Source organism: Pseudanabaena sp. PCC 6802 (genome assembly GCF_000332175.1).
Classification (GTDB): Bacteria; Cyanobacteriota; Cyanobacteriia; order Pseudanabaenales; family Pseudanabaenaceae; genus PCC-6802.
Map to the genome: position 1 here is coordinate 4,315,182 of NZ_KB235914.1, position 17,003 is coordinate 4,332,184.

Annotated in this window: 12 protein-coding genes, 1 tRNA gene and 1 pseudogene; 10 read left to right on the forward strand and 4 right to left on the reverse strand. The window is 47.1% G+C overall.

What is annotated here, in order from left to right:
• The first annotated feature begins 123 nt into the window (after positions 1-123).
• The 3 genes from nrdJ to PSE6802_RS30405 all read left to right on the forward strand — a co-directional run bounded on the left by nrdJ (position 124) and on the right by PSE6802_RS30405 (position 4,794).
• On the forward strand, positions 124-2,436 hold the full coding sequence (gene nrdJ / locus PSE6802_RS0125945) for a ribonucleoside-triphosphate reductase, adenosylcobalamin-dependent (protein WP_019502936.1): 2,313 nt from the start codon (positions 124-126) through the stop codon (positions 2,434-2,436).
• A 353-nt stretch (positions 2,437-2,789) separates the two neighbouring features.
• Positions 2,790-3,704, forward strand: coding sequence for an STM4504/CBY_0614 family protein (locus tag PSE6802_RS0125950; protein WP_019502937.1), 915 nt, complete (start codon positions 2,790-2,792; stop codon positions 3,702-3,704).
• A 292-nt stretch (positions 3,705-3,996) separates the two neighbouring features.
• The gene (locus PSE6802_RS30405; RefSeq protein WP_019502938.1) at positions 3,997-4,794 is read left to right on the forward strand and encodes a lipase family protein; all 798 of its coding nucleotides are present in this window, start codon (positions 3,997-3,999) and stop codon (positions 4,792-4,794) included.
• A 580-nt stretch (positions 4,795-5,374) separates the two neighbouring features.
• Here the strand turns inward: PSE6802_RS30405 and PSE6802_RS0125960 are convergent.
• Together PSE6802_RS0125960 and sir are read right to left on the reverse strand one after the other, a co-directional pair.
• Positions 5,375-5,448, reverse strand: a tRNA-Val gene (locus PSE6802_RS0125960).
• A 218-nt stretch (positions 5,449-5,666) separates the two neighbouring features.
• Positions 5,667-7,595: a sulfite reductase, ferredoxin dependent gene (sir, locus tag PSE6802_RS0125965; protein WP_019502939.1), complete on the reverse strand. Its 1,929-nt coding sequence runs from the start codon at positions 7,593-7,595 to the stop codon at positions 5,667-5,669.
• A gap of 376 nt (positions 7,596-7,971) precedes the next feature.
• On the opposite strand from sir, the gene atpD reads away from it, so the two are divergent.
• From atpD to PSE6802_RS0125990, 4 genes are all read left to right on the forward strand, one after another.
• Positions 7,972-9,399 carry a F0F1 ATP synthase subunit beta gene (atpD, locus tag PSE6802_RS0125975; protein ID WP_026103578.1) on the forward strand — a complete coding sequence of 476 codons (1,428 nt, stop codon included), beginning with the start codon at positions 7,972-7,974 and terminating at the stop codon, positions 9,397-9,399.
• A 29-nt stretch (positions 9,400-9,428) separates the two neighbouring features.
• The gene (gene atpC, locus PSE6802_RS0125980; protein WP_019502942.1) at positions 9,429-9,833 is read left to right on the forward strand and encodes an ATP synthase F1 subunit epsilon; all 405 of its coding nucleotides are present in this window, start codon (positions 9,429-9,431) and stop codon (positions 9,831-9,833) included.
• A gap of 158 nt (positions 9,834-9,991) precedes the next feature.
• Entirely contained in the window at positions 9,992-10,204 is a 213-nt protein-coding gene (locus PSE6802_RS0125985; RefSeq protein ID WP_019502943.1) for a hypothetical protein, read from the forward strand.
• Between the two features lie 40 nt (positions 10,205-10,244).
• Positions 10,245-10,805, forward strand: a complete 561-nt coding sequence (locus PSE6802_RS0125990) for an aspartyl/asparaginyl beta-hydroxylase domain-containing protein (protein WP_019502944.1) — start codon at positions 10,245-10,247, stop codon at positions 10,803-10,805.
• 20 nt (positions 10,806-10,825) lie between these two features.
• On the opposite strand, the gene PSE6802_RS35675 is transcribed toward PSE6802_RS0125990, so the two are convergent.
• Positions 10,826-12,160, reverse strand: a complete 1,335-nt coding sequence (locus tag PSE6802_RS35675; RefSeq protein ID WP_019502945.1) for an RNA polymerase sigma factor SigF — start codon at positions 12,158-12,160, stop codon at positions 10,826-10,828.
• Between the two features lie 526 nt (positions 12,161-12,686).
• Positions 12,687-13,778, reverse strand: coding sequence for a RuBisCO accumulation factor 1 (locus PSE6802_RS0126000; protein ID WP_019502946.1), 1,092 nt, complete (start codon positions 13,776-13,778; stop codon positions 12,687-12,689).
• A 63-nt stretch (positions 13,779-13,841) separates the two neighbouring features.
• Between PSE6802_RS0126000 and PSE6802_RS30410 the strand changes: the two are divergent.
• The 3 genes and pseudogenes from PSE6802_RS30410 to PSE6802_RS0126015 form a co-directional block, all read left to right on the forward strand.
• A pseudogene (locus tag PSE6802_RS30410) lies at positions 13,842-14,216 on the forward strand (Uma2 family endonuclease); the annotation flags it as partial.
• A gap of 137 nt (positions 14,217-14,353) precedes the next feature.
• Complete coding sequence (locus PSE6802_RS0126010) at positions 14,354-15,607, forward strand: sensor histidine kinase (protein ID WP_156815660.1); 1,254 nt, start codon at positions 14,354-14,356, stop codon at positions 15,605-15,607.
• Positions 15,608-15,881: 274 nt separating this feature from the next.
• Complete coding sequence (locus PSE6802_RS0126015) at positions 15,882-16,892, forward strand: multicopper oxidase domain-containing protein (protein ID WP_019502949.1); 1,011 nt, start codon at positions 15,882-15,884, stop codon at positions 16,890-16,892.
• The last annotated feature ends 111 nt before the right edge of the window (positions 16,893-17,003 follow it).

Below are 17,003 nucleotides of genomic sequence, written 5' to 3' on the forward strand. Positions count from 1 at the left end.
GAAACAACAATGATTGTTCGTTCTACCAATAGTGTATTTTTATAGATTTTTTTAACTTTGACCACTAAATCTAGATAATGTAGTGTATAGTTTATTGCGATCTTCAAGGATAAATTTTGACTTATGGTGCAAGAACTTGAAAGGGTAAAGCAGTCCCAGCAGTTCCCCGATAGCGCGCCTGTGGCTAATCCCGTGTTTTTCCGCACGTATAGTCGCAAAGCAGCAAAACAGCGCGAGAGTTGGGCTGAGGTGTGCGATCGCACGCTAGCAGGTCTAAAGCAACTAGGTAACCTTACTGATACCGAAGCTGACTTAGTAGATCGGATGCAGCGGCAGCTAAAAGCCCTCACCTCGGGACGGTGGTTGTGGGTGGGCGGCACGCCCTGGATCGAGCAGCCGGAAAACTTTTCGGGTGGCTATAATTGCACCTCTACGAATGTAATTGACTGGCGCGCTTTCGGCCTGATGATGGATCTGGCCATGCAGGGGTGCGGTACGGGTGCGGTGCTGGAGCCAAAATACATTAACCAACTACCCGCGATTCGCAACCGCCTGCACATTACGGTCGCGGGTGAAATTGGTGCTACGCCTGCGGCAGAACGCCGCCAGTACACCGAAGTAGAATTTAATCTCCCCCAAAATCAAGTCACTATTTATGTTGGCGACAGCCGCCAGGGTTGGGTGCAGTCTTACCAGACAGTATTGGAACTATCGACTGACGATCGCTTCACGGGTGATATCCAGGTAACTATCAACATCAGCGATGTTAGAGCTTCCGGCGAACCGCTCAAAGGATTTGGCGGCATGGCAAATCCGATCAAATTACCTGCTCTCTACGAACGCTGTGCTGGGATTTTGAATAAAGCGATCGGTCGTCAACTCACATCCATTGAATGTTGCCTTCTCATCGACGAAGCCGCAGTCACCATCGTCGCTGGGAACATCCGTCGTAGTGCTGGGATGCGGCAAGGAGACAGTAATGACGCACTGTTTGCAGGCGCGAAAGAGAATCTCTGGCAACAGGATGCTGAAGGAAATTGGCGCATCGATCCGGAACGCGATTCTCTTCGGATGGCAAACCACACGAGAGTTTTTCACCGCAAACCAACTCTAGAGGAATGCATTGAAGCGGTTCGCAAGCAATATTATTCTGGTGAAGGGGCAATTCAATGGGCAGGTGAGGTAATTGCTCGCTCCAATGCCGACATTCTCTCTAATGAGAAGTTAAAACGAGAGTTTATCGCAGTTTACGAGCAAGGAGAAGAGGCTGCTCGTGTATGGATAAAAAATCATCATCCTGACATGCAAGATCGAGAAATCGAGCATAGGCTGCAGAGGTATGGGCTAAATCCCTGCGGAGAAATATGCGGTGCGGATTTTCATTGCAATTTGTCTGAAATTCACCTAAATCAGCTAAATCCGCACGATTTTACCGAACAAGAGAAAGCATTTACTGCTGGTGCGATCTCAGTAGCGGCGTTGCTAAATCACAAATTCCAAGAGCCGCGCTATCAATACAGCCGCGAACTAGACCCCATCGTCGGTGTTTCGTTTACGGGCTTGTTTGATTTCTTTGTCAAGGCTTTTGGTGTGGAATGGTTGCGCTGGTGGGAAGCAGGTAGACCGGATACGGTGCAGGGACTCGACTTCAAACAACGTGAAGCGGAATATCTGAACCGCTGGCAGGAAATCGTACATCGGGTCGTCTGGGATTACTGCGATCGCCACGGCATTCGTCGTCCCAATCGTTGTACTACAGTGCAACCATCGGGGACAAAATCACTGCTCACTGGTGCATCGCCAGGCTGGCATCCACCTAAAGCGCAGAGGTTTATTCGGCGCATCACCTGCCGCAAGAACGACCCAGTCGCACTTGCCTGCGTTGACTACGGCTATAATATCGTGCCATCGCAATCGGATAAGGATGAGAATGGTAACTTGCTCAACGATCCCTTCGATCCTAGATGTACCGAGTGGCTGGTGGAAATTCCAGTGAGCGTCATTTGGGCGGACTTACCTGGTGCCGATGCGATCGAAATTTCCAAATTCTCAGCCTTGGCACAAATGGATTTCTACATGCAGGTACAGAAATTCTATACGCGCCATAACACCTCAGCTACGATTGAGGTACGCGAGAGCGAGATTGAGAGTTTGGGCACTCGCATCTTTGAGGCAATTCGCGATGATGAGGGTTACATTTCCGCCGCATTACTAGCCCGCTTTGACGATCTGCAAACCTTCCCCCGTCTGCCCTTCGAGCCAATTGATAAGCAGACCTACGATCGCCTGCAACGGGAGGTAAAAGAGCGCCGCATTACCAATGACTTCAATGAAGCTTTGCGACGTTACGACACGGGCGAGCATCTAGTAGAAGCAGGGCCAGCGGGTTGCGACTCGGATAAGTGTATGCTGCCAGAAGAAAAACCAAACTCATAACTCACATAGCCTTAAGAGCAGAATTAATCTGCCCTTAATAGAGCTTTGTTGTATATAGCGGTTTTCAATTGAGAACGGGTTTTATTTTTGGGGTGAAGGGGTAGAACCCCTTCTTGGGGAAAACGCCCCCCAAGTCTTCTACTTTTTTCGATCTGAAAACCGCTATAATATCCCTTTCAAAGGTCTGTAGAATTGGGGTTTTATATTAGACTTAATCGGAAATAGTCAAAGCCATGTTACACAAGGCTTTCAGGAACGACCTGAAACTAAGCGAAATGCTTACTGCATAAGCTTTTGATGGTATTTTACCCTTTTTATTGCTGATAAAGTCTATTCTATACTTGCAGTCTTCTATGAATCCAAACATCATTGATATCTACTCAAAAAGGCAACAGCGTCTTCGTGGAGAAGTACCTGATGTATATCAATATGAGGATATACCAGAACCACTCAGAGTTCAAGTAGTTTATATAGTGGCAGATTTCTTTGATCCTCACAATTTTGTTCTCGAAAATATTTATAGCAAACTACTTAGAATACTTTGTGAGGAATATGGTGTGCTCAATCTCATTAATGATCGCTTTCGCAATCATCCCTTTATTGAGGTTTTACTGTCTCCAGACAATCTTTCACTCCCCTTAAGGATGAGGAATTATACTGAAATAGTACTTGACATAATTGAAATCGTATTCAAATCGATGGAATCTGTCATCTCCTCTGACATGTCGGCTAAAGCTATTTTAAAATTAAATGAGAGATTTAAGGAACATAGTTTTGGATTTGCATATCGCAATGGGCAGATTATTCGTATTGATTCAGAACTAGTTCATGCTGAAGTTGTCAAGCCAGTTTTATTTCTATTATCTGATTTAAAATTTAAAGGAGCTAACGAAGAATTCCTTAAAGCTCATGAACATTACAGGCATGGGAAGTATAAAGAGTGCCTTAACGAATGTCTTAAGTCCTTTGAAAGCACTTTAAAAACAATTTGTAATATTCGCAGATGGCAATATAACCAGAATGATACGGCAAAGAAGTTAATTGATATCTGTTTGATGAACGGACTGATCCCACAATATCTCCAGTCTCAATTTGCTGCTGTTCGTACAATTCTTGAGAGCGGAGTACCAACTATTCGCAACAGGTTAGGAGGTCACGGACAGGGAACACAACAGATTACGGTTTCACAAAATATGGCATCGTACATGCTACATCTTACTGCAACAAACCTGTTATTTATCATTGAAGCTGAGAAGAATTTGCCATAGTTGGTTGGCGATGATAAATCTTCATTGCTATTTACTAACAAGTCTAATAGATACTTGGAGTTGCATGCTCGGAGGAGCAATAATTTTTTGATCGCTAATGTTTATTAAGAGGATTTATAGAGGTTTTCAGATTAGATCAAGAAGGGGTTTTGAATCATAGTCCCCAAGAAGGGGTTATGCCTCTTCGCCCCACACAAATAAATTCGTTGCAGAGCAACGGTGAATCTACCCTTAGAGATTGAAAAGCGCTATACTGAGTGGGAGAGACGTGCGATTTGGAGAGGATAAATCCATGACTAGCTTCTCATTCAAACCAAACACAACCAGATACGAGCCTCAAAATGCTCTGTGGTTGGGGCAGTCTGCCAGATTAGTTTACAGCGATTCAAAAACGATACAGGCAGAAACGGCTACCTGGGGATTTAGCAAGTTCCGCTTTTTCGATAAAGAAGGGACGCAGGCATTTGCGATCGCTAATGACGAACTCGCGATCGTCGCCCTGCGAGGCAGCGAGGAGGTTATTGATTGGGTGACAAATGCAAAGTTTAATCTAGTTGATGGGATGGGGGGCAAAGTGCACCAGGGATTTAACCAGGCTCTGACCTTAGTTTATGCAGATATCCGCCAGACTATAACAGAGTTTCAAGATAAGGGGCAATCGCTGTGGTTTACCGGACATAGCCTGGGGGGTGCCCTTGCGACGCTGGCAGTTGCTAAGCTGCGCTACGAAGAGGATAAACCCGTTTACGGACTTTACACCTACGGTCAACCGCGCTCTGGCGATCGCAATTTCGAGCGCATTTTTAATGCAGATTTCAAGTCTAGAACTTTTCGCTTTGTCAATCACAATGATATCGTATCGCGCATTCCACCGCGATCGCTCTCTTATAGCCATGTCGGTACTTTTCTCTACTTTGACGAACAAGGCAATATCCACAGTGACGCTGCCTGGTGGTACAGATTTCTGGATCTAGTCAAGGTGGATATCAATGACCTCCAAAAGACGGTGAACGACCCGATCGAGGATCATGAGATGGATAGATACTTGAAAAATCTTCAGAAGAATATCAATGTATATCCAAGAATTTAACTGCTAATTCGGTGCATCTCACATTTGCAGGTTAATTACCCCACCCATTTTCCCTTACTAAGCAGAGGTGCCGGAGGCGGAGGAGTAATTGCACAACTGGGATGCTCCCCAATAGACTTTATTGGAAATAAGAGCAATAAAATTCGCAGTAATCTCGTTACAAATTATAAATTACAGGATCTTTTTATGCGCTCATGAGAAATGTAAATCAAAGAAATCCTAGAAACTATCAAGCCCCAACTCGATAATTTCTGGCAACATAAGAATTATCATCCCTTTAAACAGTTGACTTCGCCATGCCTTTATAGCGTTTTTCAATTGAGAACAGGTTTTATTGACGGGGTGAAGGGGTGAAACCCCTTCTTGGGGGCAACGCCCCCAAACCCCCTTCTCGTTTTCATCTGAAAACCGCTATAATGCAAGAGATTTAATCTGTCAAACTCATAAGCGAGTTGCGCTTTCGATTAGGGCTAACCGAAGAACAAAACGTAGCAAAATCTAGCAGCCCATTCTCAATAACAAAGCTGCGAGCTGGTATATATAAAAGCTAAAACCTCTTCTGTGCAAGTCTTTTGAGGAATGGACACAACTGGACTCGAACCAGTGACCCCTACGATGTCAACGTAGTGCTCTAACCAACTGAGCTATGCGTCCTGCCGGATAGTCAGTATAACACAATGCCTACTATTTCTACCAAGACTCGATCGAAAAATCTACCAAAAATAAGGCAATGCGATCGCCACAAACCAGAGACTTGCCTTACCTGACGACTGGGGGGTGGCTACACAAACAAAGTCCACTTGTGTGGACTTCAAACAAAGGAGGATAAAAAAGTTTGGCTCCCCTTTGAGGAGAGGAGTTAGGGAAGAAATCTAATAACCAGCGGCTATATACTTAGCGATCGCGGTTTCCACTACTTCCTTCATGCTCTTTTGTTCCTTATCGGCGGCTTGTTTGAGTTGCTCGTACACTGATGTTGAGAGCGTGATGCGATGCCGTCGATCCTTGCGCTGGGAGGTTTTGGCCTCGCTCGCGTCGATCGCTTCAGGAACGTAGGTGGCAGCAAATTGTTGTAAATCCTCATTGCCTTTACGATCGCAGAAATCACCAAAGCCTTCACCTACCTGGCGATCGCGCTTAAAGTAGGCGAATAGAGGTTCGAGCGTTTCCTCTAATTTCTCTGCTGGCATCCGCTGCATGTAAGGCTGTGCCAAGCGGGTAGAGTTAAAGCTACCACCCAACCATACTTGATAGGCATCAGTAGCACTGCCGACAAAACCTAACTCTGCCATGTAAGGACGAGCGCAGCCGTTGGGACATCCAGTCATGCGCGTGACGAACTGCTCGTCACCTAAGCTCAAGCGATCCAATAGAACTCTGATGCGTTGAATTATACCTGGAATAGCGCGTTCCGATTCCGTAATAGCTAAGCCGCAGGTGGGAAATGCGGGACATGCCATAGCGTAGCGGGTGAGCGGATCGATCTTTTCCGGTGGGAGTACGCCACAGCGATCCAGGATGGATTGAATTTCGTTCTTTGCCGTGGGAGAGATTTCACCGAGTAAGAGATTGTGGTTGGGAGTGAGATAGATGGGGAGATGGAATTTTTCCTCGATCTCGCGCAGGGCGGTTTTGAGGTGCAGGCCATCGCGATCCAAAATACGTCCGTTCTCAATTGATATACCGAGGAAATAGTTGCCGTCACCCTGCTCGTTCCAGCCTAAATAGTCCAGATATTTAAACTCCGGTAACGGCCTAGCTGGTTGTAGAGGAGTGGGATAGTAATCCAATAAGACTTGCTTGAATTTTTCTACACCCCAATCGTGCAGGATGTACTTAAATCTGGCATGGCGGCGGTTGTGGCGATCGCCGTAGTCTCGTTGTACTGCTACTACTGCTTTGATAGCCTCGTAAAGATCGGCTAGGGGAACAAACCCAATACAATCTGCCATGCGAACGATAGTAGCATCGTTATTATGCGTGCGCCCCAGCCCGCCACCTACGTAGAAATTAAAACCTTCTAACTGCTGGCTGCTATCTAAGATCGTTACCAGTGATAGGTCGTTGGTGAATAGATCGACGGAATTGTCACCCGGCACCGCGATCGCGATCTTAAATTTACGCGGCATGTAGTAGGTGCCGTAAATCGGTTCGGGGTTGTCGGGAACGTTCGTACTGGTTTTGCCCTTGCCTGGGTGCGATCGCGCTGCCGTTACTTCTGGCGCTTCAGATGTCATGACCTTCTCGCCATCCAGCCAAACATCATAATATGCGCCTGCTTGCGGTGCCAGCAGATCGGCAATTTTAACCGCGTATTCCCGCGCTATTGCATATTCCGGCTTGTTTTTAAATGGAGCTGGTGGAGCCATGACGTTACGGTTAATATCGCCGCAGGCACCCACGGTCGAACCCATATTATTTACGATATCGGCGATTACCGTTTTCAAGTTTTGCTTCAGAATGCCGTGAATTTGGAAGCCCTGGCGGGTAGTAGCCCGCAGTGTACGGTTGCCATAGCGATCGCATAGCTTGTCCAGCGTGAGGTAGAGTTGCCAGGGGATGTATCCACCTGGACTGCGAGTGCGCAACATCATGCTGTAGGCTGCTTCTTCGCCTTTAGCCTTAGCTTTCTCTAGATCGCGATCCTTCTGTTGGTAGGAACCATGAAACTTGAGGATCTGCGTGCCATCCTGACTGAAATAACTGTGCCCGTCATTTAGCTCAGCATCAATGGGGCCGCGGAGGAAATTGCTTTGCTCTTTGAGATTTTCAACCTTGGAGCGTTTGATGGTGTTAATCATATGCGATCGCTAAATTCAGTCAGTAGGACTTTAATTACTTGCCCCACCTATTATATTTAAGTTGGGACTAAACACGCATAGCCCCATCGGAATTCAGGGAAATTCTTAAGATAACTTTAAAGAGTTAAGCTTTTATAGCCGTAGGGTAATGCTGCGCTGAATCTGTGGTTGCTGTTTCTTTGCAAGCTCTGTCCTCCTTAATTTCATAATGTCAGCCCACAGAATCTGGGACATTACCAAAATTGCTTAAGCAACATGTAGCCATTCAGTGATATTTTGAGGATTGGTTGAGATTGGCTCTAAATCTCTAAAAGATGATTGCGTCAAATATTTTCCACTATTTAATCGAATTAATAAGCTGGAGCAAGCAGCAAGCATGGTCACTACCGCAGAAAAAACTAATACTGGTTACATCACTAAAATTATCGGTCCCGTTGTAGACGTAGAATTCCCCAATGGCAAAATGCCTGCGATCTACAATGCCCTGGTTGTCCAGGGTAAAAACGAAGCAGGTCAGAATGTGAATGTTACCTGTGAAGTTCAGCAACTCTTAGGTGATAATCAGGTGCGCGCTGTCGCAATGAGCACTACAGATGGCATCGTGCGCGGCATGGAAGCTTTAGACACGGGTGCAGCCATTAGCGTACCTGTTGGGAATGCTACGTTGGGGCGTATTTTTAACGTTTTGGGCGAACCTATTGACGAGCTAGGTCCGGTTGAAACCGAGGAGAAATTCCCGATTCACCGTCCAGCCCCCGCATTTACAAGTTTGGAAACAAAGCCTTCCACCTTTGAAACTGGTATTAAAGTGATCGACCTGTTAGCTCCTTACCGTCGCGGCGGCAAGATCGGGCTATTTGGCGGTGCTGGTGTGGGTAAAACTGTGTTGATTCAAGAACTGATCAACAATATCGCCACCAAGCACTCCGGTGTATCTGTATTCGGCGGCGTGGGCGAGCGCACCCGCGAAGGTAACGACCTCTACCAAGAAATGAAGGAATCGGGCGTGATCAAGTATCTGGCTCTGGTTTACGGTCAAATGAACGAGCCGCCTGGAGCCAGAATGCGCGTCGGTCTTTCTGCACTCACGATGGCTGAGTACTTCCGCGATGTGGCTAAGCAGGACGTGTTGTTGTTTATCGACAACATCTTTCGGTTCGTGCAAGCAGGTTCTGAAGTGTCGGCATTGCTCGGTCGGATGCCATCCGCTGTAGGTTATCAGCCCACTCTGGGTACAGAAATGGGCGATCTGCAAGAGCGGATTACCAGTACCCGCGACGGTTCGATTACATCCGTGCAGGCTGTATACGTACCTGCGGACGACCTGACTGACCCTGCTCCTGCAACCACCTTTGCCCACCTGGACGCTACCACTGTATTGTCCCGTTCCTTGGCATCTAAGGGGATTTATCCTGCTGTCGACCCACTGGATTCCTCTTCCACGATGTTGCAGCCAGGTGTGGTCAGCGACGATCACTACCGCGTAGCGCGTGCAGTACAGCAAACCTTGCAGCGTTATAAAGAATTGCAAGATATTATTGCCATTCTGGGCTTAGACGAACTATCTGAAGACGATCGCGTGATCGTAGCTCGTGCCAGAAAGATCGAGCGCTTCTTGTCGCAGCCCTTCTTTGTGGCTGAAGTATTTACGGGTTCGCCTGGGAAGTACGTCTCCCTCGAAGAGAGCATCAAAGGTTTCGACATGATTCTCTCCGGCCAGCTAGACGAGCTGCCAGAGCAAGCTTTCTACCTGGTTGGCAATATTGAAGAGGCGATCGCCAAAGCTGAAAAGCTTAAAGCATAGGCAGATTAAGCAACCAGGAAGTAACAACGATGACACTAACAGTAAAAGTGATCTCACCAGATCGAACCCTAGTCGATGCTTCTGCTGAGGAAGTAATTCTGCCCAGCATTACCGGTCAGCTTGGTATTCTAACCAATCACGCACCGCTGATTACCGCTTTGGATATCGGCGTGATGCGGTTTAGGCAAGAAAAAGCCTGGACGGCGGTCGCCTTGATGGGTGGATTTGCTGAAGTCGAGAGTAATGAAGTCACGATTCTAGTCAACGCGGCGGAAGCAGGTAGCGACATCAATGCTGAGGTAGCCCGTAATGAGCTAGCCGCAGCAGAAGAGCGCCTGAAAAACATCAAAGAAGACGACAAACAGGGCAAAATTCAAGCCGATCAAGAAATGCGTCGCGCCCGTGCCCGTTTACAAGCAACAGCCACATTCTAAGTAGCTGCGGAATTTATTACATTTATTTAGAGGGCTGGAGTTAACTTTTCCAGCCCTTTTTTATAGTTATGCCCTTTCGTGGGGTCAACGCTCCGCCCTCTCTGTAACCCAAACAATTTAAATTGGTATAAGTATTTGCAGAATATCAAAACGCAGAAATGGATAAGCCAGACGAAAATAAGCCACCAGTTGAAGGTCAAACTCAGCCACAGCTTCAAAAGCAAACCATTTGGGGTGAAATCGTGAAGGGATGGTATTGGGTAGTATTCAGTTGGAAAATGTTGCAGCGTATGGGTGGTTTCAGAGCGATCGCGCGATCGCTCGCCACTACTTTAGGAATTTTACTGAAACGATCTAAAGATAATAAATAGTTAACAGGATACTCAGATTACTCAGATTACTTAGATTACCATGTACTACAAAACCGAAGATTTTGAATTTACTTCCGATCTAGAGGCAAACTGGCAGAAAGTCAAGCAAGAAGTAGAGCAAATTAACAGCCGTGACTTTGTGGAATGGCCAGAAAGACACCTGTACGGTAAGGGGTGGGATGTATTTGGTCTATATGCTTTTGGCCTAAAACTAGGCAAGAATTGCGATCTTTGTCCGGAAACCACAAAATTAGTAGAAGCCATTCCTGGCCTCGTAACGGCAGGCTTTTCATCCCTCCAGCCTGGCACTCATATTGCTGCACACACGGGCTACCCGGATGGCGTACTGCGCTGTCACCTCGGTTTAATTGGCTGCGATGGTTGCTCTCTGCGCGTCGGCGACGAAACGCGTAGCTGGCAGGAAGGCAAATGCTTTGTTTTCGACGACACCACCGAGCACGAAGCATGGCACAGGGGCGATCGCACCAGAATTGTTTTACTGCTTGATTTTAAGAATCCGGCTTTGGTTAATAAACAGAGCGATCGGCAGTCTGAGAGTACTGAGAAAAAAGGCTTTTGGCAAAAAATATTTGGCAGTTAAATCAATTCTTAATCATGTCTTTAATCTAAAGGTGTAACCATGATTTGCTTGAGGGTAGTTATGCCCTTTTTGACCTGCCTGGATACAGTAACGGCACTAATCCCTAACATTTCTGCTACTTCGCGGTGGGTAAATTCTTTAATAAACACAAACTCAACCACCTGCCTCGTCCGTTCCTCTAAATGGGATAAGGCTTGGTACAGCCTCATACTATCTTCTTGAGCTAGTTGAAAGCTCTGATATTTAGAATCGGCCATCAAATCGCCCAAGGACGAACCCTGATCGCTATCATCGCTAATTGGCGTGTCCAGACTAACGGGAGCGCGATTTTGACAAGCTAGCTTAATTTCTTGCCATTCAGTTAATGGGATCTCCAGGTGCTCGGCAATTTCCCGATCGGTTGGCTCGCGTCCCTTGGCCTCCCTCAGTTGCCGTAAAACTTTGCAGCCATTGTTATACATCACTAACCAGCGGCGCGGCGTGCGCACGGTTGGGCTTTTGTCGCGTAAATAGTGCTGGATCTCGCCGCGAATGTAAGGTACGGCAAACGAGCTAAATGCGTGCCCCCGCACCGTATCAAACCGCTCGATCGCTCTGATTAAACCCATTAAACCTACTTGCAGGAGGTCGTCAAAGGTTTCGGTACATTGACTGGTCCAGTGATAGGCTTCTTTTCTGGCAAGACCCATATTTAGCTGCACCAGGCGATTGCGCAACTGTACGGAGGGCCTCTTCCTATATTCCTGCAAGAGATCGAAGGTCTCTGATTTAATGCTGAACTGTTCCGATTCGTCCGTTGACGAATTTTTGTTCAGGCGATCTAGTCCAATTGCTAAGTTTTGCAAGCGTTTTGTATCCTCCGCAGCCAACCTAAAACTTTGATATTTTTTGTCTTTCTGCTCAGCCGTTTGCGATGCTAAGTTGTTTTCGTCATCTCGATCGGAAGAATCATATTCATAGTGAAGAGGCTCGGCATGGTGGGCAGGGGTAGAACCACTGCCTGGGGGCGCAGCCTCCACACCCCCTGTACTAGCAGATTTGTCTATGCCTATAACCGAGCGATTAAAATAATCGTGAATTTTTTCTTGAATATACGGGGTAGCAAACGCGCCAAAGTCTTCTCTGGAACTAAGGTCGAACTCTTGAATTGCGATCGCAAAGCCATCAACCCCCGCCATCATTATTTCTTCACGATCCCCCCCCCTAGTCCTGACCGTATCCTGCACGATTTGTTGTAAGAGAGCGATATGTACTTGCACCAATCGATCTCTGATCCGAGTAGATGGGTTATCCTGAAAAGCCCTCACTAAATCTAGGGTTCGAGCCTCAACTTGTTTAGGAATATCTGATGACATGGACACTCTCTTAGATAGCTCCGATAGCAGGATTAAAAGCTTGCATCATTACTAATCTGAGATTACTAAAGCGATCGTTAGAGCAATTCATTGGTATAACCTCACTTCCCAGACTACCACTAAATTAGATATGTACATTTACATACATAAACTACCTCTATCAACAGCAACTATAAATAAATCTATTGCTGCCAAGTAGACTGCTAGTTTCTACTAGCGATCGGGTTCAACAGTTAATGCGAGTTAAATGCTGAAACCGCATGACTTTTAGTGAGTGTGAAGGAGTAAAAAGGCTAAGTCCAGCTTATCTTATTCTTAGATATAGCTAGCCAATAGGCTTAGGACGGGGTGCAGGGGGAGAACACGACAGTGGCTCTAGGGGGAAACCCCCAAGACCGCCCTGCCTCCCCTGCGTGGGGGCACAGCCCCCACACCCCCTGTAATAACCGATCTGTCTACGGATATAATACTACTTATCAATTTTTGATGTCGAATATTGTTCCGAAATTATTGACAAAAATAGCGGCTATTCGTCAAATTGCCAGCGATCGCGACCTATCTCTTCATCAAGCACGCGCTTTTGACGCATCACGAGTACAACACAACCCAGGAGCGGTAATTCAGGGAGTCGATCGAACCATTGAAATTTAAGTACCCCATCCTGCTCGACTAGAAAATACCTGTCATCCTGCCAAGCCCTTTGGGCGCGATCGATTAAAACAACGATTTCCTCAGGCTTATCGGGAAAACTGCTGGGTAACTCCTGGTCTGATGCTGTCTTGAGCGTATCGGTGTCGCACAGGATCGCAACTCCATCCTCGCTCTCGCGCACGACCTGCCAACCTGGTAAAGCTAACCAGGCGCAGTCCCCAGAGTACTGCACCATACCAAATGGCTCAATTTCATCTACCATAGGCACCGCTTTCAGATCGGCGGCGCTTAGAGGTAGCCTGCCAACCACAGGAATTATCCTGGGTAGTTCGTCATCTGCTTCTAAACGAAAGACAGGGAGGCGAGGGGCTTTTTTCGCTGTGGGCGCGACTAGGTTGCTCAGCAGTTGCTCTATAGTTGCGCGAGCGGAATCGCTATGGGCAAATTTTAGCCCGCGCGAAATTAGTCTGGCTTTTTCTTGAGGATCTTTTTGATTGGTGGCCGATTTCCAAGCTTGATAGGCGATCGCATCGCCGGGGTGCTTGGAAAACCCATCTGGCAATTTTGATAGTACCGCAAATTCTTTCATTGCTTTGGCAATGTCTTTGGCCGTTAGAATGTCGAGTTTATCCCTAACCACTAACTCGGCAGCATCTACCCTTTCAGCTTGTGGCAGAATGCGGAATTCGTAGAGGATGTCGCTACCCTTCGGCTCAAAGTACTCTAAAACATGGCCAGGGGCGTTGGCAGTAACTAAGCCTTCATAGACCTGTGCTGCTACGACCAATTGGTTCTGGTGAATTGGCTCAAACCCTGTTTGCTCGAAAATAGCCTGGGGATTGAGTCCAGATTTTTGTAATTGCTGACATGCCTTCCCCCATTGCACCCACGTCCCTTCCTTGCGCAGGAGGGAACCGATTAGTGCTTCAGTGTCTAGATCTTGAGTTAGTTCTTCTGATTCTGTCATAGCTTAATATTGTAGCTAATGCCGTACGCAATTTTGATAGGGCAATTCCCTGAGGGTAACGCTATGACAGTTTCTGCGGAACGCAAAGTTTGGACAGATGAGGAGTTTATGGCGCTGCCGGATCGCGGCGATCGCTACGAGTTAGTTAATGGGGAGGTGAGGGCGATCGGTAATTCTGGCATGGAGCACGGCAATATCGGTATGTTTCTGGGTGGCGCGATCGAATTGCACGCTCGCGCTCGCAAATTAGGCGTAACCTGCGATTCCAGTACGGCTTTCGCATTGAAGTCGGGGAACAAGCGTTCTCCAGACATTTCATTTGTGGCAAAGGAAAGGTTACAAGGCGTGCGGCAGTTGCCAAAGGGCTTTTTTCAAGGCGCTCCCGATCTAGCCATTGAGGTAATTTCGCCCAGCAACACATTTGCAGAAATCCACAACGTACTCCCTCATCCCCCAACCCCTTCTCCCATGACAGGGATTTAGGGTGAGGGCAATGGGGAAAGTTGCACATCACGTTATAGCTATAAAATATAATTGGGGTGATAATTGGGGCGAAACTCTTTGGAGCTACTAACTTGTCAACAATCTATGAGGCTGTATGCGACAGCGAATTTGTTGAAGAGCTTCACCAAACTGATGCTAAAGAGTTCTGGTTTAGAGCGATCGCAGTTCTAGAACAGTTATGTCGCTCTATGCCAGTGGAAGGGCTATTCTTTACCCATAACCCTCAGATTCTAGCTAATAGCTACTCTCTACATAATCTGCAAATCTGGTTTTTTACACCCAGCCATACTGCTCTCCTGGCTACTAAGTCCTTACCGATTCAAAATACGCAAACCATCCGGTTGGCTAAAAATGATGCGATCGCGCATGAATGGTTTTGCTTGCTAGTTTCTCGATCGTTTAGCTTGTTAATTTTATCTTCCGAGCAGAGTCGGAGCTGCATCTATTCTTTTCACCCCGAACCGCTTCAAAAGGCAATCGCCGTCCTCCGCCAAAAAATACACCAGCCAGCCCAGATTAGTCTCCTATCGCAACAGCTAGAGCAGTTTTCAGTGCAGATGCCCGAGTATCGAGCGATCGCTAAATTTGGGACGCTGCTACTATCGCAGTCATTTCAACAAGAGTTGCCCATACCAGAAATTCGGGAAGTAGATCTGATCGGGGCAATTACGCATGAAGTGAAAACGCCACTGACAACGATCCGTACTCTGGTGCATTCGCTACTGCGACGCAAAGATACCACTCCCGCGATCGCAACTCGCCTGAAGCAAATTGCCATGGAGTGCTCCGACCAAATCGATCGCTTTAACTTGATCTTTGAGGCGGCACAGTTAGCTGCTTCCCCCGTACCGCTAGAACGAATTCAATTTCAGGACGTTTTGCTGCAAAGCATCGAGCGCTGGCAAGAGCAATCGCAACGCCGCCAAATCGAGATTCATCTAGACGTGCCGCAAGAACTTCCGGCTGTGATTAGTAACTCTAATTTGTTACAACAGGTACTGAATGGGCTGGTGGATCGTCTTACCCGTGGGTTGCCTACTGGTAGCCATATTTTGATTCAAGTATCGGCGGCGGGCGAGCATCTGAAACTGCAATTTCAATCGCAGTCTGAAGATGGTATGCACTCAGGTGAATCACCCCTACTGCGGGCTGTGGGACAGTGGCTGATGCTGCAACCAGAAACTGGGACGCTCAGCCTGAGCTTACCGATTACAAAAACTCTATTTCAGGCGATCGGCGGTAAGTTCACAGTGCGCTTGCATCCCACCAGTGCAGAATACGATGGCGAAATTCTTACCATCTTCCTCCCGATAGATCGAGGTTAGAGCGATTCAGACGATTATTGCCTGGCGATTTCAATCGCGGCTACACCAACAAAGTCCGCCTGCGCGGACTGCAAAAAAAGGGGTTAACAGACGGGTATTTTGTATTATAGCTATAGCCAACAGGCTTAGGACGGGGTGACCCCTGCGTGGGGGCTGCGCCCCCACACCCCCTGTCCTAACAGATCTGTCTATGGCTATACATAGAGAATCTACCTTACTGAATATATTTATATATCTGCTATGCTCCTAATTAATAGTTATTCTCAATTTATTAATGCCAGAGCATAGACCTGTTCGTCGAGGAATTGTATGGAATCGCCGCCACATCCTGAAAGTTGGACTAGCAGGAATGGGGCTGGCAGGTATAGCTACAGGTGTCTACCAACTTCAACAACGCCAGGGAACTGCGGTTGCCGCCATCCCCCCCATCCCAGAGAACACACCAACGGCAGGTAACGGTTTGAGTCCGATGGCGTTGCTGCGCAACTTTGACTATGGCACGCTAAGGCAGGAAAACGGACGTACGATTAGAGAGTTTAAAATTACGGCGGAAAACACGACGTTGCAGTTAAATAGCGTAGTGTCCTACGTCTCTTGGAACTACAATGGTCGGGTGCCTGGGCCTGTTTTACGAGCAACCGAGGGCGATCGCGTCCGCATAGTTTTCCTCAATAAGAGCGGGCACGCTCATACCATGCATTTTCATGGCGACCATCCCGCTGAAATGGATGGTATCCGCCCTGTACGCAACGATACGGCAACCATTTACGAATTTGATGCAGAACCATTTGGAATTCACCTGTATCACTGCCACATTCCACCTGTAACGCGCCATATTGGCAAGGGTTTGTACGGCATGTTTATTATCGATCCGCCTGGTGGAAGACCGCCTGCGGATGAAATGGTGCTGGTGATGGGAGCCTATGATATCAATGGAGACAAACGCAACGAACTATATGCGTTCAATGCCATTCCCAACTATTACAAGCAATATCCCATTCCCATTTATCAACATCAGTTGGTGCGACTATATCTGCTGAATGCGATCGAATTCGATCCGGCTGTCACATTCCATCTCCACGCCAATTTTTTTAAAGTTTATCCTACTGGCCGCACCCTGACTCCTACTCAAGAAACTGATGTAATTACAATGGGCACGACCGAACGGCATATCTTAGAGTTTACCTATCGATTTCCGGGTAAGTATATGTTTCACCCCCATCAAGATGAAATTGCGGAGGCAGGATGCATGGGACTATTTAACGTTATTCCGAAAAAAAACTAAAATTTTTTCATGTTAGTTGACAATAACTCTTAAAAAGGTTGACAATAGCGGCTGGATATTTGACAACACATCTTAGCTAGGCAATCGGGTTGTATCCGCTTGTGCTTGCTC

Coding starts and splice junctions, on each gene's coding strand:
- nrdJ (WP_019502936.1), top strand. CDS start 124: ATGGTGCAAGAACTTGAAAGGGTAAAGCAGTCCCAGCAGTTCCCCGAT.
- PSE6802_RS0125950 (WP_019502937.1), top strand. CDS start 2,790: ATGAATCCAAACATCATTGATATCTACTCAAAAAGGCAACAGCGTCTT.
- PSE6802_RS30405 (WP_019502938.1), top strand. CDS start 3,997: ATGACTAGCTTCTCATTCAAACCAAACACAACCAGATACGAGCCTCAA.
- sir (WP_019502939.1), bottom strand. CDS start 7,595: ATGATTAACACCATCAAACGCTCCAAGGTTGAAAATCTCAAAGAGCAA.
- atpD (WP_026103578.1), top strand. CDS start 7,972: ATGGTCACTACCGCAGAAAAAACTAATACTGGTTACATCACTAAAATT.
- atpC (WP_019502942.1), top strand. CDS start 9,429: ATGACACTAACAGTAAAAGTGATCTCACCAGATCGAACCCTAGTCGAT.
- PSE6802_RS0125985 (WP_019502943.1), top strand. CDS start 9,992: ATGGATAAGCCAGACGAAAATAAGCCACCAGTTGAAGGTCAAACTCAG.
- PSE6802_RS0125990 (WP_019502944.1), top strand. CDS start 10,245: ATGTACTACAAAACCGAAGATTTTGAATTTACTTCCGATCTAGAGGCA.
- PSE6802_RS35675 (WP_019502945.1), bottom strand. CDS start 12,160: ATGTCATCAGATATTCCTAAACAAGTTGAGGCTCGAACCCTAGATTTA.
- PSE6802_RS0126000 (WP_019502946.1), bottom strand. CDS start 13,778: ATGACAGAATCAGAAGAACTAACTCAAGATCTAGACACTGAAGCACTA.
- PSE6802_RS0126015 (WP_019502949.1), top strand. CDS start 15,882: ATGCCAGAGCATAGACCTGTTCGTCGAGGAATTGTATGGAATCGCCGC.